12 protein-coding genes, 1 tRNA gene, 1 pseudogene and 1 riboswitch are annotated in these 13,388 nt (G+C 72.4%); of the genes and pseudogenes, 6 read left to right on the top strand and 8 right to left on the bottom strand.

Annotation, left to right across the window (positions count from 1 at the left end):
* Positions 1-16: 16 nt before the first annotated feature.
* Complete coding sequence (locus AC3IYJ_RS35775) at positions 17-1,672, top strand: N,N-dimethylformamidase beta subunit family domain-containing protein (protein ID WP_489398666.1); 1,656 nt, start codon at positions 17-19, stop codon at positions 1,670-1,672.
* Between the two features lie 160 nt (positions 1,673-1,832).
* The gene (locus AC3IYJ_RS35770) at positions 1,833-2,219 is read left to right on the top strand and encodes a VOC family protein (RefSeq protein ID WP_489398665.1); all 387 of its coding nucleotides are present in this window, start codon (positions 1,833-1,835) and stop codon (positions 2,217-2,219) included.
* Here the strand turns inward: AC3IYJ_RS35770 and AC3IYJ_RS35765 are convergent.
* The 4 genes from AC3IYJ_RS35765 to AC3IYJ_RS35750 form a co-directional block, all read right to left on the bottom strand.
* Positions 2,207-3,022: an ABC transporter ATP-binding protein gene (locus tag AC3IYJ_RS35765; RefSeq protein ID WP_489398664.1), complete on the bottom strand. Its 816-nt coding sequence runs from the start codon at positions 3,020-3,022 to the stop codon at positions 2,207-2,209. The two genes, AC3IYJ_RS35770 and AC3IYJ_RS35765, sit on opposite strands and share 13 nt — an antisense overlap.
* Positions 3,019-4,095 (bottom strand): FecCD family ABC transporter permease, encoded by a 1,077-nt coding sequence (locus AC3IYJ_RS35760; protein ID WP_489403030.1) that lies wholly within the window; start codon positions 4,093-4,095, stop codon positions 3,019-3,021. The genes AC3IYJ_RS35765 and AC3IYJ_RS35760 overlap by 4 nt, the downstream gene beginning before the upstream one ends.
* Entirely contained in the window at positions 4,095-5,087 is a 993-nt protein-coding gene (locus tag AC3IYJ_RS35755) for an ABC transporter substrate-binding protein (RefSeq protein WP_489398663.1), read from the bottom strand. Before AC3IYJ_RS35755 ends, AC3IYJ_RS35760 begins: the two co-directional genes overlap by 1 nt.
* A 56-nt stretch (positions 5,088-5,143) precedes the next feature.
* A riboswitch (cobalamin riboswitch) is annotated at positions 5,144-5,219 on the bottom strand.
* A gap of 67 nt (positions 5,220-5,286) precedes the next feature.
* Positions 5,287-7,455 carry an ATP-binding protein gene (locus tag AC3IYJ_RS35750; protein ID WP_489398662.1) on the bottom strand — a complete coding sequence of 723 codons (2,169 nt, stop codon included), beginning with the start codon at positions 7,453-7,455 and terminating at the stop codon, positions 5,287-5,289.
* Between the two features lie 249 nt (positions 7,456-7,704).
* Here AC3IYJ_RS35750 and AC3IYJ_RS35745 point away from each other — a divergent pair, with 249 nt between their 5' ends.
* Positions 7,705-7,917, top strand: coding sequence for a hypothetical protein (locus AC3IYJ_RS35745; RefSeq protein WP_489398661.1), 213 nt, complete (start codon positions 7,705-7,707; stop codon positions 7,915-7,917).
* On the opposite strand, the gene AC3IYJ_RS35740 is transcribed toward AC3IYJ_RS35745, so the two are convergent.
* Both AC3IYJ_RS35740 and AC3IYJ_RS35735 read right to left on the bottom strand, forming a co-directional pair.
* Positions 7,860-8,219: a hypothetical protein gene (locus AC3IYJ_RS35740; protein WP_489398660.1), complete on the bottom strand. Its 360-nt coding sequence runs from the start codon at positions 8,217-8,219 to the stop codon at positions 7,860-7,862. The genes AC3IYJ_RS35745 and AC3IYJ_RS35740 overlap by 58 nt on opposite strands.
* Before the next feature lie 122 nt (positions 8,220-8,341).
* A tRNA-Trp gene (locus tag AC3IYJ_RS35735) sits at positions 8,342-8,415 on the bottom strand.
* Positions 8,416-8,559: 144 nt separating this feature from the next.
* On the opposite strand from AC3IYJ_RS35735, the pseudogene AC3IYJ_RS35730 reads away from it, so the two are divergent.
* Positions 8,560-9,516 (top strand): annotated as a pseudogene (locus AC3IYJ_RS35730) (glycoside hydrolase family 18 protein); the annotation flags it as partial.
* A 100-nt stretch (positions 9,517-9,616) separates the two neighbouring features.
* The gene (locus AC3IYJ_RS35725) at positions 9,617-10,831 is read left to right on the top strand and encodes a serpin family protein (protein WP_489398659.1); all 1,215 of its coding nucleotides are present in this window, start codon (positions 9,617-9,619) and stop codon (positions 10,829-10,831) included.
* Here the strand turns inward: AC3IYJ_RS35725 and AC3IYJ_RS35720 are convergent.
* Positions 10,804-11,808, bottom strand: a complete 1,005-nt coding sequence (locus AC3IYJ_RS35720) for a PfkB family carbohydrate kinase (RefSeq protein ID WP_489398658.1) — start codon at positions 11,806-11,808, stop codon at positions 10,804-10,806. The genes AC3IYJ_RS35725 and AC3IYJ_RS35720 overlap by 28 nt on opposite strands.
* The gene (locus tag AC3IYJ_RS35715; RefSeq protein WP_489398657.1) at positions 11,805-12,473 is read right to left on the bottom strand and encodes a bifunctional 4-hydroxy-2-oxoglutarate aldolase/2-dehydro-3-deoxy-phosphogluconate aldolase; all 669 of its coding nucleotides are present in this window, start codon (positions 12,471-12,473) and stop codon (positions 11,805-11,807) included. The genes AC3IYJ_RS35720 and AC3IYJ_RS35715 overlap by 4 nt, the downstream gene beginning before the upstream one ends.
* 86 nt (positions 12,474-12,559) lie before the next feature.
* Here AC3IYJ_RS35715 and AC3IYJ_RS35710 point away from each other — a divergent pair, with 86 nt between their 5' ends.
* The gene (locus AC3IYJ_RS35710; protein WP_489398656.1) at positions 12,560-13,360 is read left to right on the top strand and encodes an IclR family transcriptional regulator; all 801 of its coding nucleotides are present in this window, start codon (positions 12,560-12,562) and stop codon (positions 13,358-13,360) included.
* Positions 13,361-13,388 lie beyond the last annotated feature (28 nt).

Genomic DNA, 13,388 nt, shown 5'->3' with positions numbered 1-13,388 from the left:
ACATAACGTGCCCGGTATGGATCAGGAGCACAGAACCGGGGACGGCGAGGGCCGCGAGGGCGCCGAAGGCACCGGCGCCGGCAGGCGTCGGTTCCTCGTCATGGCGACGGGGGCGGCGGCCACCGCCGCCGGGCTGGCCGCCGTGACCGGCTGCGGGAAAACGGACGCCGCGAACACGGGAGGGGCGGACGGAGCGGGCACCGGCAAGAGCCCGAAGCCGTCCGGCTCGCCGGACAAGGACGGGGCGCACGGCTTCGACGTCAAGGCCGAGAACGCCCGCCCGGGGAACGCCGACTGGCAGGTGACCAAGGCCGGACCGGCGGGGGCCATCGAGGGCTTCGCCGACAAGGTGAGCGTCCTGTCCGGCGAGTCCTTCGGCCTGCACGTCTCCACCACCGCACCCCGGTTCACCGTCTCCGCCTACCGGATGGGCTGGTACGGCGGGGCCCGCGCACGCCTGGTCTGGCGCTCCGAAGCCCTGCCCGGGGCACGCCAGCCCGACCACACGGTGGATTCGGCGACCCGCATGGTCCGCACCCGGTGGACCCGTAGCGCCACCGTCGAGACCAAGGACTGGCCCGAGGGCTGCTACTTGCTCCGGCTGGACGCACAGGGCGGCGAGGGCCAGCGCTTCGTCCCCGTCACCGTGCGGTCGGCCGACACGGCCGGACGTACCGTCGTGGTCAACGCGGTGGCGACCTGGCAGGCGTACAACCGCTGGGGCGGCTACGGCAGCTACGACGGCCCCTCCGGGGGCTACGCCTCGCGCTCACTGGCGGTCTCCTTCGACCGGCCCTACGACTACGACGACGGCGCGGGCCTGTTCCTCGTCTACGAGGCTCCGCTGCTCGCGCTCGCCGAGCGGCTCGGCATACCTCTGGCGTACACGACGACCACCGACGTGGCACGCGAGAAGCGGCTGCTGGAGGGGGCTTCGGCCGTGCTCTCGCTCGGCCACGACGAGTACTGGTCGCCGGAGCAGCGCGCGCACTTCACGGCGGCCCGGGACGCCGGTACCAACATCGCGATCCTCGGGGCCAACTGCTGCTTCCGCCGGATCCGGCTGGAGGCCTCCGACCTCGGACCGGACCGCACACTGGTCTGCTACAAGTCCTCCTACGAGCAGGATCCCGGCTTCAAGCGCGGTCATCCCGCCACCGTCGACTTCCGTTCGGCGCCCGGGGCCGACCCGGAGAGTTCGCTGCTCGGCGTGATCTACGACGGCTACCCGGTGGACGCCCCGTACGTCGTGACCAACCCGGGACACTGGCTCTTCGAGGGCACGGGTGCGAAGGCGGGCGACAAGTTCGCGCACCTGGTCGGCGTGGAGTACGACAAGGTCAACACCGGTTTCTCCACCCCCCGCCCGATCGAGATCCTGGCCCACTCCCCCGTGGTCTGCGAGGGCCGGCCCAGCCACCAGGACACGGCGTACTACACCGTGCCGAGCGGCGCCGGGGTCTTCGCGACCGGCACCATGCGTTGGGTGGAGGCCCTGGACGCGACGGGCGACGGGCGCAGCGGCGCCAACCACGGGCTGGACGCCCGGTCGGGTGCGCTGACCACGCGGGTGACGGAGAACCTGCTGCGGATCTTCGCCGCCGGTCCTGCGGGCCGGACGCACCCGGCGCAGGACAACGTGAAGGCGGTGTACGGGGGTTCGGGGTCCTGATGCCGGAGGGCCCGACCTCGGGCCCCGCCGTCGGCGGGGCCCGAATGGGCTGGACTCCATCCGTAAGGGGTGTTTAGGATCATGTCGCGGCATCGCGTGTCGGTCACCGGCCGGGTGAGACATGGAGGTGCCGAGACATGCCTTTCGGAGGCATTCACTCATGTCGATTCAGCTCAACCACACGATCATCCACTCCCGTGACAACCGGGAATCCGCCGAGTTCCTGGCGTACTTCCTCGGCCTGGAGGTCGGAGCCCCGTGGGGCCCGTTCATCCCCGTCGACACCGCCAACGGCGTCACCCTGGACTTCGCGACCGTCCCGGCTGAGTCCATCACGGCCCAGCACTACGCCTTCCTCGTCTCCGAGGCCGAGTTCGACGAGGCCTTCGAGAAGATCAAGCGGGCGAAGATCACCTACTTCGCCGACCCGCACGGCCGGCTGCCTGGCGAGATCAACCACAACGACGGCGGCCGGGGCGTGTACTTCCAGGACCCCTCGGGCCACGGGATGGAACTGATCACCCGTCCCTACGGCTACCAGGAATGATCCGCCCGGTCCGCTTCCCGCGGTAGGTAGACGATGTTCACCGCCCCCGTCGCCGGATGGGCGGCGACGCGGGTGCGGACGCCGTAGACCTCGGCCAGCAGGGGCTCCGTCAGGACCTCCGCCGGAGTGCCCGAAGCCGCCACCCGGCCGCCCGCCAGGACGTACAGGCGGTCGCAGTACATCGCCGCCAGGTTGAGGTCGTGCAGCACCAGCAGGGCGGTGGCCGGCAGGGAGCGGACCAGGCCGAGGATCTCCAGCTGGTAGCGGATGTCCAGGTGGTTGGTCGGTTCGTCCAGGGCGAGCAGACCGGGGTCCTGGACGAGGGCGCGGGCCACCAGGGCGCGCTGGCGCTCGCCGCCGGAGAGCCCGTCGAAGCGGCGGTCCGCGAGGGCGGCCACGCCCACGGTCTCCAGGGCCCCGGCGACCTTGCGAAGGTCGTCGGGGCCGTCCTGTTCCCAGAACCGCTTGTGCGGGCTGCGCCCCATGGCCACCACCTCGCGCACGGTCAGCCCGAAGGTGCCGACCGCGTCCTGGGGCACGACCGCGACCCGGCGGGCGCGCTCCTTGACCCCCAGCGAGGCCGCGTCGGCGCCGTCCAGCAGCACGCGCCCGCCACTCGGGCGCAGGGTCCCGTAGACACAGCGCAGCAGTGTCGTCTTGCCACTGCCGTTCGGTCCGACCACTCCGACCGTCTCGCCGGGGTGGGCCGTGAGGTCGATCCCGTGCAGCAGCGGCTGCCCGTCGATCTCGTAACGCACGGCCTCGAGCGCGAGTTCCACCGGTTCCGGTGCCGGCCCCGTCATCCCACGACTCCTTCGGTACGGGTGGACCGGCGCAGCATCCACAGGAAGAACGGACCGCCTACGAGCGCGGTGACCACGCCCACCGGGATCTCCTCCGGCACGGCGACGGTACGGGCGGCCAGATCGGCCAGGGTCAGGAACACCGCCCCGGCCAGCGCGGCCACGGGCAGCAGCCCCCGGTGTCCGGCACCGACGACCATGCGGGCGGCGTGCGGAACCATCAGCCCGACGAAACCGATCGCCCCGCTGCAGGCCACCAGCACCCCGATCACGAGCGAGGTGAGGACGAAGACGGCGGCCCGGAACCGGCCGGTGTCCAGGCCGAGGGTGTGCGCCCCCTCCTCCCCCGCGAGCAGCAGGTCGAGGGGACGGGCCAGGGCTATCAGCAGGCCGGTGCCCAGGAGCAGGGCGGCGGAGGGCAGCGCCAGTTCGCCCCAACGGGCCCCGCCGAGGCCGCCCAGCGTCCAGAACAGCACGCTGCGGATCTGGTCGGGGTGCGCGGCGAGGACCAGGACCAGGCTGGTCAGGGCGGACAGGACGTACTGGACGGCGACTCCGGCCAGGATCAGCCTGCCGGTGGTCATGGCGCCGCCGCGCCGGGCCATCGCGTAGACGGCGACGAGTGCGCCCATCGACCCCGCGAAGGCGGCGAGCGGTACGGCGGCCCCGCCGGCGAACCCGAGGATCCCGGCGCCGAAGACGATCACCAGCACCGCGCCGGCGGAGGCTCCCGAGGAGGCCCCGAGGAGGAAGGGGTCGGCGAGCGGGTTGCGCACGAGGGCCTGCAGCACGGTGCCTGCGACGGCGAGCCCGGCGCCGACCACCGCCCCGAGCAGCACGCGCGGCATCCGGACGTCCCACACGATGGCCCGGAAGGCTCCGCCTCCCCCGCCCGGCCCGGCTCCGGGTCCGGCTCCGGCTCCGGGTCCGGCGAGCACCAGGTCGAGCACTTGGCCCGCGGGGATCCGTACGGGCCCCAGGGCCAGCCCCGCCACGGCCGACACAACCAGCGCGGCGGCGAGCGCGGCCAGGACGACGGGCGTACGGGTGAACGCGCGGGCGAGCCTTCGCATCACGCGGCGTCGGGGTGGAGCTGGGCGCCCAGCGATTCGACGGCGTCGGCCACGCGCACGCCCAGTACGGCGGAGGAGAGCGGCAGCACGACGAACCGCTGGTTCCTGATCGCGGGAACCTGCGCCAGCGCCGGGTCGTTCAACAGGCGCTGCTTCTTGGCTTCGACGGTGGTGCCGCCGTAGTCGTAGATGAGGACGACCTCGGGCTTGCGTTCGATGACCTTCTCCCACGACACGTCACCGAAGGTGTCCTGGAGGTCGGCGAACACGTTCGTCCCGCCCGCCAGCGAGACGATCTCGTTGCCGATGCCGTTGCCTCCCGAGGTGAAGGCGGAGGAGTCACCGGAGTCGTAGGCGAAGACCGTCGGCCTGGGCTTGTCCTTCACACGCCCCGTTACGGCGTCGATGCGGCGCTGCTCGTCCGCGATGAGCTTCTCGCCGCGCTCGGTCACCCCGAAGGTCCGCGCCACTTCGGTGATCTCGGTCTTGAGCTGCCCCAGGCCCACGGGTCCCTCGGTGCAGTACTCCACGCTGAGCCGGGAGTTGATCCCGGACTTCGCGAGCCCCTCGCGGTCGCGGCCCTGCGCCTTGTCGAAGGCACTGGAGTAGCCCCCGTACACGAAGTCGGGGTTGGCGCCGAGGAGGACCTCCCTGGACGGGTACTCCTTGGCCAGCACCTTGATCTTGTCGTAGGCGGGCCGGTAGGCGGGCAGTACGGCGTCGTCGAGGTAGGCCGTGCCGACCGTCCTCTCCTCCAGCCCGAGGGCGAGGAGAAGCTCGGTGGCGTGCTGGTTCATGGCGACCGCCCGCTGCGGAGGCGCCTGATAGGTGCTGCTGACACCGCAGTTGGTGACGGTGTACGGGTATCCGGGCGCGGCGCCCGGCCCCGGGGCCGCGTCCTGCGCTCCGGGCGAGCCACCGCAGGAGGTCAGGGTTATCAGGAGTGGGACGGGTACGAGCGCGCGCAGCAGTGCGCGGGGGTACGACGACATGGCGAAGCCTCTCCGGGGGATCCGCGTCCCCTGGCCGATGTGAAGAGGCGGTGCGTCAGTGTCTGACTCCCGGTTCCCGCGGGGGCTCCGGTCACAGTGGCGGGACCGCACCGGATTCGCACCGGTTTCCTGTCCTGCACCGCCTGGGTAACCCGGCCCAGTCTGCCAGACGGGTGATCGTCGGCGGTCCCGGCGTCCGCTACGTCGGCTGCGCCTCGTCGAGACGGGCATCCACCCGGCTCATCGCCTCCTGTGCCGGCCGAAGGTCGGGGACGCCCGCCTCGGTGAAGTAGTCGAGGGCCCTCAGCAGACACTCCCGGGCGGTGGTCAGGTCACCGAGTCCCTCCGCGGCCCTGCCCCAGGCCATCATGATGCGGGCCCGGTACTGGCTGGAGCCCGAATCCTCCATGACGGCCCAGGCTTCGCGGGCGAGTTGGACCGCCTCGGACGCGCGGTCGGCGCGGGTCAGCGCTTCGGCGAGATACACGCGGCTCATCGCCAGCACGGGAGGGTCGTCGAGCCCCGCGGCCAGCTCGCACGACCTCTCCAGCGCTTCGACCGCCGCAGCGGTGTGGCCGGCCGCATGGTGCGCCGATCCCAGGAGCCTCCCGGACAGGGCCTCGCTGCGGACCTCCCCCGCCCTGCGGTCGACTTCCACGGCCTGGCGCAATGTCCCGATCGCCTCGTCGAACCGGCCCAGGCCCCGGGCGGCCATCCCCACCAGCTGGAGCGCCGCGGACTCCGCCGGTCCGTGCCCGGCGGCCCGCGCCGCGGCCAGGGCGGCCCTGCCTTCCCCGAGGGCCTCCTCCTCCCGGAGCAGATTGTGGAAGGCCGTCCCGCGCCGGTGGTGCATCCGGGACTTGGCCGCCTCGTCACCGCACCGGTCCGCGGCCTCGATGCCCATCCCGTAGGCGGCGATCCAGTCCTGGAAGTGCTTGCGGTACAGGAACAGCGAGTACATGGCCTCGCACAGCTGCCAGACCAGGTGATCCAGCCCGAAGTCGGTCGCGGACCTCAACACCGCCATCAGATTGGGAAGTTCGGACTCCAGGCTGTCCAGTGCCTCGATCCCGGTCGCGAATACGGGACCCGCCGCGCCGTCGCGCCCGTAGGCCGGGCCCACGTGCCATTCCCCGGGATTCACCGTACGGTCGGCCGCCACCACCACGGTCAGGTAGTGCTCCGCGACGCGCTCGACCACCGCGCGGGCCCCGGCGTCACCGTCGTGCTCCGCCGCGCGTTCCCGGGCGTGCAGGCGGATCAGGTCATGGAAGCGGTAGCGGTCGATCCCCCGGTCCTCCAGCACACTGGCGTCCACCAGCGACTCCAGCACCTCGGTGGCTTCCTCGGCGGGCAGCTCCATCACCGCGGCGGCCGCCCCGAGTCCGAAATCGGGGCCGGGGTGCAGGGCCAGGAGCCGGTACGCACGGGCCTGCGGCGCGGAGAGCCCTTCGTACGAGACGTCGAACACACTGGTCACCGACACGCTCTCGTCCATCGAGAGCGCCGCCAGCCGGCGCTGCTCGTCCGTCAGATCCCGCACCACCCGGCCGACCGGCCAGCGCGGACGCGACGCGAGCCGTGCGCCCGCCACACACAGGGCGATCGGGAGCCGGCCGCACAACCTCGCCAGGTCCCCGACCTCCTGCTCCTCGGAATCCGCCACGGGCCGGCCGACCGCGCGCACGAGCAACTCCATGGCGTGCTCCTGCGACAGGGCCGCGACCTCGACCAGCGCGGCGCCCCGGGCCAGCACCCCGGCCAGCCGCAGGCGGCTCGTGACCAGGACCATGCACTCGGCGGATCCGGGCACCAGCGGGGCGACCTGTGCCGCGGAGGTCGCGTTGTCGAGGAGCACCAGCAACCGCGATCGCGCCGTCATCGACCGGAACAGCGAAGCCTGTTCGGTCAACTCGACCGGCACCCGCTCCGGCGCGACGCCCAGCGCGCGCAGGAAGGAGCTCAGCACCTGCTCCGGCTCCACGGGCCGGCCCGGACCGAATCCACCGAGGTCGGCGTACAACTGGCCGTCCGGGAAGCGGTCCGCCGCGCGGCCACCCCAGGAGGAGGCCAACGCCGTCTTGCCCGCGCCTCCGGGGCCACTGAGCAGCGCCACCGCCGGAGCGCCCTCCCGCCACCCGCCCCAAGCCTCGTCGAGCAGTCGGGCCTCCGCGGTCCGGTTGGTGAAGTACGCGGGTACGGGGGGAAGTTGCCTGGGCACCAGGCGCGAGTCCGCCGGGGGATGGACGTGCACGCCGCCGTGGATCATCCCGGCCTGCACATTCGCACCGAAGGACCCGCCGGAGACCGTGTTGCTCACCGCGGCCCCGGTTCTCTCCAGCGCCCCAACGGCATCCGATCCGTTCATGCCCACACCCCCTGGTATCGCACCCTGCCTGTTCGAGGGTCGACGCAGGCCGGACGCGGACCTCATCCTCATGCGTGTCGCGGGTTCGCGGCAAGGCCTCGAGATCCAATCGGGCCGGGAGCACCTGGGCGCTGCAGCTCCGCCACCGCTCCGACGCCGAAGGCCGCATCCGACGCCGCCGGCGCCTTCGCCGTCGTACCCTCCGCCAGGCCCGGCACCACGGTCACCGCCGAAAACGACGCCAATCACATGCTCGGCCGCCCCCACGGCTACACCTCCAAAATCACCTTCACCGACAGCCGGATCCCCGCCGACCAGACCGAGGGCCACAAGCCCGAGGACGTCGAACTCGGCGGCAGCATCGAAACCTTCGCCAACCCGGCCGACGCCAAGGCCCGCGGAGACTACCTCCAGGCCGTCACCAAAAACGAGCGCGTGGGGGAACCCTGGACCCGGTTTTGATTGGGCGCCTTGCGGACGAGTTGGTTCAACATGGCCTCATCAAGAGCCGAACGCTTGAGCGGATCTCCCTGGCGGCCGGCCTTCTCGCAGCCATCGCCATCTTCGCAGTCGGCCTTACGGGAGTCCTGATCGACGGCAAGCACGCGACAACCGAACCACTGCCCGCCTGGTTCATTCCCGTCATGGGCGCCATCGTGCTGCTGCTGGCGATCGCGACGGTTGCCGCGCTGCTCGTCCGGGAGCGCAGGAAGGCCGCCGTCCGGCGCGAAGAACGCGAGCGCCTCGAAAATGCCGCGGATCACCTGCAGGAGAAGATGGAACTGGCCAGCCTGGTCAACTCAACCGTAGGGGGAGGCGGCCCCACGGCGCGAGCAAACACCGAAGGCCCAGGCAGACGGAGTCTGACCTGGGCCTTCGGACACAGCAGGGGTGACAGGAGTCGAACCTGCGACATTCGGTTTTGGAGACCGACGCTCTGACCAACTGAGCTACACCCCTTCGGCTGGACCAACCATGTCACGGCGCGGGCGGAAGATCCAATCAATTCGGGGATCGGCCGCGGGTCAGTCGCGTGAAATTTCCTCGCGGGTCCGGGCGCCGGAGGAGCGGAGCCAGTCGATGAGCGGCACGTCCTCGCCGGACTTCAACCAGCTGCGCGAGCTGAAGGCCAAGCATCCTGGCCTCAAGGTCCTGCTCTCGCTGGGCGGTTGGAGCTGGTCCACGCACTTCTCGGACGCCGCGCTGACCCCGGCCTCCCGCAAGGCGCTCGTAGCGTCCTGCATCGACCTGTACATCAAGGGCAACCTCCCGCAGGACGGCAGCCGCGGCGGCGCGGGTGCGGCGGCCGGAGTCTTCGACGGGTTCGACATCGACTGGGAATGGCCCGGTTCCGCCGGCGACACCGACACCACCTACCGCCCCGAGGACAAGAAGAACTTCGCCGCGCTGGTGGCCGAGTTCCGCAGCCAGCTCGACGCCTACTCCCGCAGCCAGAAGCGGAAGTCGAAGTACGAGCTGACGGCCTTCGTCCCGACCGCCCCCGCCAAGATCGACGCGGGCTTCGACGTCCGGCGGATCATGCGGGACCTCGACTTCGTGACCCTCCAGGGCTACGACTTCCACGTCTCCGGCGAGAAGACCACCGCCCAGCAGTCCGCCCTGTACGCCCGGAACGACTTCAGCGTCGACGGCACCGTGGACGCATGGGAGCGGCGCGGCGCGCCCGCGTACAAGCTGGTGATGGGCATGCCGTTCTACGGTCAGGGCTGGACCGGCGTCAGCGGCGGCGGGGACGGCATGGGCCGGCCCGCGACGGGTCCGGCGCCCGCCACCTGGTCGGCCGGGTACGAGGACTACAAGGCCCTGAAGAAGCTTGCCGATTCGGGCAGTTACAAGGTCTACCGCGACCGCCGCAACGGGAGCGCCTGGCTCTTCGACGGCTCCAGCCTGTGGACGTACGACGACCCGCAGGTGCTGCGCGCCAAGACCCGGTACATCCGCGAAGAGGGCCTGGGCGGCGCCATGTTCTGGTCCCTGGACGCCGACACCGCCGAAGGCGAGCTGATGACCGCCGTCGACCAGGGCCTGCGCGGCCACTGACCGGCCGGTGCGCCGCCGGTCGGTGCGCCCCCGAACAGCGCCGCCGGGCCGCGGAAAAACGACCCGGTCCGGCGGCGCCCCAACCCGTACGCTCCCCCGCATGAAGACGGAGACGGTACGGGCGGTCAACGCGCTCACCTCACACTGGGCGGAGCACGCGGCGGCGCAGGGCGCGGGCACGGTGTTCACGGCGGCCGGGGTCTGGCCGCTGCTGGCCCTCCTCGCCGACGGCGCCGACGGCCCGGCCCGCACCGAGCTGGCCGCGGCCCTCGGCATACCCGCCGACACTGCCGCCGGGGCCGCGCGGGAGCTGCTGGCCGCGCTGGACGGTGTACGGGGCCTGCGCGCGGCCACCGGGCTGTGGACGCGGCGGGACCTCCCGCTGGAGGAGGCGTGGGCGGCCGGGCTCCCGGAGGGCGCCCACGGGTTCCTGACCTCCGACGAGGAGGCCGACCGCAAGGCCTTGGACGCCTGGGCCGCCGACCGCACCGGCGGCCTCATCGAAAGGATGCCGGTCGAGGTCGACGAGGAGACCCTCCTCGTGCTCGCCTCCGCGCTCACGCTGCGCCTGCGGTGGATCCAGCCCTTCTCGGACTGGCCGGTCCAGATCGACGAAGGCCCCTGGGCCGGGGCTCTGGTTCAGGGTCTGAACCGCAGTACGGCCCTCCTGGACCGGGTGCGCGTGGCGCAGGCGCCGACCGGGCCGGTGACCCTGCTGGAGGTGGTGGGCGACGGCGGAGTCGACGTCCACCTGGTCCTGGGCGAGCCGCAGGCCCCGCCCGCGCAGACCCTCCGGGCGGGCATCGCGGCCGTCACCCGGGCCATCCCGTCCACGGGGGCGAGCATGCTTCCCGAGGGGAATCCGGGGCCCGGCCTGCACATCGGGCAGATGCGCTCGGAGGAACCCCGGCACCGGCTGGACATCCGGACGGTGGCCTTCGAAGTTGAGGCGGACCACGATCTCCTGGACCCCGCAGGGTTGTTCGGCCTCAAGAGCGCCTCGGACCGGCGGTCCGGACACTTCCCGGGCGTCAGCGGCAGTCCGCTGGCCGTCGGTTCGGCCCGCCAGTCCGCCATGGCCCGCTTCCACGCGGAGGGCTTCGAGGCGGCGGCCGTGACCGCGATCGGCATGGCCGCCGGTTGCGCCATGCCCCGCCTGAAGTACCTCGTCCGCCGGGCCCAGGTCGCCTTCCACCGCCCCTTCGGCTTCCTCGCCGTCCACCGGACCTCCCGCCTCGTCCTGGCCGCGGGCTGGGTGGCGGACCCCGTCCCGCACGTGGAACCGGACTACGAGGCCGAAGAAGAGTGGGGTTGATCCGGCCTGACACGGTGGGCGGCCGCGAGGGCGGCCGTCTCGGAGAAGCCGGGTACGCGTCCGGTGCCGCCGCGGCCGGACACCGAGAGCGAGGCGGCCGCCATGGCGTAGGCGACGGCGTCGTCGAGGGTGTCGCCCAGCGCGAGCCGGGCGGTGGCGGTGCCGGTGAAGCAGTCGCCGGCGCCGGTCGCGTCGACCGGGGCGTGGTTCACGGGGACGGGGAGGTACCTGGCTCCCGTGCCCCCGCCGTCGTCCAGCAGCAGCCGGTCGGCGCCCGCGGTGACCGCGACCGTACGGGCTCCCAGCGCCCGGTAGCGGGCGGCGGATTCGACGGGGTCGTCGGTGTCGACCATGGCCAGCGCGTCGGCCGGGCAGGAGGTCTTCAGCAGCCCGGTCATCGGGGCCATCCGGGCCAGAAGCGAGCGGGCCTCGCCGCGACTGGTGAGCCGTGAGCGGAAGTTGGGGTCGTAGGACAGGTGCCCGCCCGCCTCGTGCACGGTCTCGGCGGCGAGCAGCACGGCCTCGCGACTGCTCGGCGACAGGGCGCCGGTGATCCCGCTGGTGATGAGCGCCCTGGAACCGGTCAGCAACTCCCGCCAGGATTCGACGTGTTCCACCGAGAGGGTGGAACCGGCGCTGCCGGTCCGCCAGTACACGAACTCCCGGTCGCCCTCGGTGTCGGCGGAGAGCAGGTAGGCGCCGTTGGGTCGCGGGGAGCGGCGTACGTGGGTGACGTCCACGCCGAGTGCGGCGGCGCGGGCCAGCAGCGGGACGCTCAGCTCGTCCTCGCCGACGACGGCGAGCAGGGCGGTGCGGGCTCCGGCGGCGGCGGCCGCCGCCGCGGCGTTGAGGGCGTCCCCGGAGTAGGAGACCCGGGCGGGTGCGCCGTCGGCGGCGTCCCGCAGGGCGGCGGAGACGTGGATCTCGACGAGTACCTCGCCGAGCACGAGGACGTCGTACTGCTCGGGCCCGGTCACGGCCGGAGCTCCGTGCCCGTGGCCGGACCCGCACCCGTACCCACGCACTCGCCGCAGCAGGGCTGGGCGAGGTCGGCGAAGACGGTGGCCAGCTCGTCCGGGTCGGCGGGCAGCCCGTTGCCTATGCCCACGGCCGCGGCCCCGGCGGCCAGCCACTCCCGGACCTCGCCCGGCTTGATGCCGCCGGTCGGAATGATCAGGGCGTCCGGGAGGACGGCCTTGAGGGAGCTGACGAACCGGGGGCCTCCCACATGGGCGGGGAACACCTTCGCCGCGCCGCCGGAGCGGATCGCGGAGGCGATCTCACCGGGGGTGAACCCGCCTTCGATGAAGACAGCCCCGCACTCCGCGGCGACCTCGCGGACCCCGGGGGCCGGGTAGGGGGAGATGAGGAAGGCAGCTCCCGCGTCGAGGGCGGTCCTCGCGGCTTCGGCGGTGGTGACGGTGCCGACTCCGATGAGGGCGGGACGGCCGTGCGCGTCGGCGAGCGGCACGGTGCGGGCCACGGCCTCGGCCCAGCCGGGGGTGGAGGTGGTGAGTTCGACGGCCCGGCACCCGGCGGCGAGGAGGGCGGTGGTGTGGCGGACGGCCTCGTCCGCGTCGGCGTTGCGCAGGACCGGCAGCAGTCGCTGCGCGGCGATGACCGCGTACGGATGACAGGACAAGGGATCCTCCATTTGTTCCACGTAGTGGAACTTGGTATCATGTAGCGGAACCTCTAGCGCAGACCATACCCAGGTTTGGAGATCACTTGTCCACGGAGGAGCAGTCCGGGAACGCCGAGGCCGAAAACACCCCGCGCGGCGGCCGGACTTCGGCGGCGGGCACGGCGCTGGAGAAATCGATGCGGATCCTGGAGGCCGTCGCCGCGCCCGGCGGCCCGCACCGACTCACCGACGTGATGGCGGCGGCCGCGGTCCCCAAGTCGAGCACCTTCCGCATCCTGGCCGCACTGATCGAGCAGGGCTTCGTACGGTCCGAGGGCGAGAGCCGCTACGGCGCCGGCCCCCGGCTGCGCGCCCTCTCCGCGCAGGTCAGCGGCGGGGAACCGGCCGGCATCGAGCAGATCCTGCGCGATCTCCAGCAGGCCACCGGGCAGGCGGTCCACCTAGCGCTGCACAGCGGGGAGAGCATCACCTACATTCGGAAGCTGGAGAGCGACCAGCCCTTCCGGACCGCCTCGCGCGTCGGCATGCGGATGCCGCTGCACACGACCGCGATCGGCAAGAGCATCCTGGCCCACCTGCCGCCGGCCGAGGTGCGCGAGCTGGTCTCCGCCGCCGGGCTGCCGCGCCGCACGCCGAACACCCTCACCACGCCGGAGGCGCTGGACGCCGAGCTGGCGAGGGTCCGGGACCAGGGGTTCGCCCTGGACGACGAGGAGAACGAGCCCACCATCCGCTGCCTCGGCGCCGCGATCGTGGGCCCGACGGGCCGCCCCGTCGGTGGGGTCAGCATCACCACGGTCACCTTCCTGGTCTCCCGCGAGGAGATCGAGGCCTACGCCCCCGCCCTGCACGCGGCCACCCAGGCACTGGCCCCGCTGCTCTGAGCGGCCGCGCGCGGGTGAGGGACCGCGC

This window comes from Streptomyces sp. GL_140, from assembly GCF_057834465.1.
The sequence above is the reverse complement of the archived record's forward strand: the minus strand, read 5'-3'. Positions and strand labels throughout refer to the sequence as shown.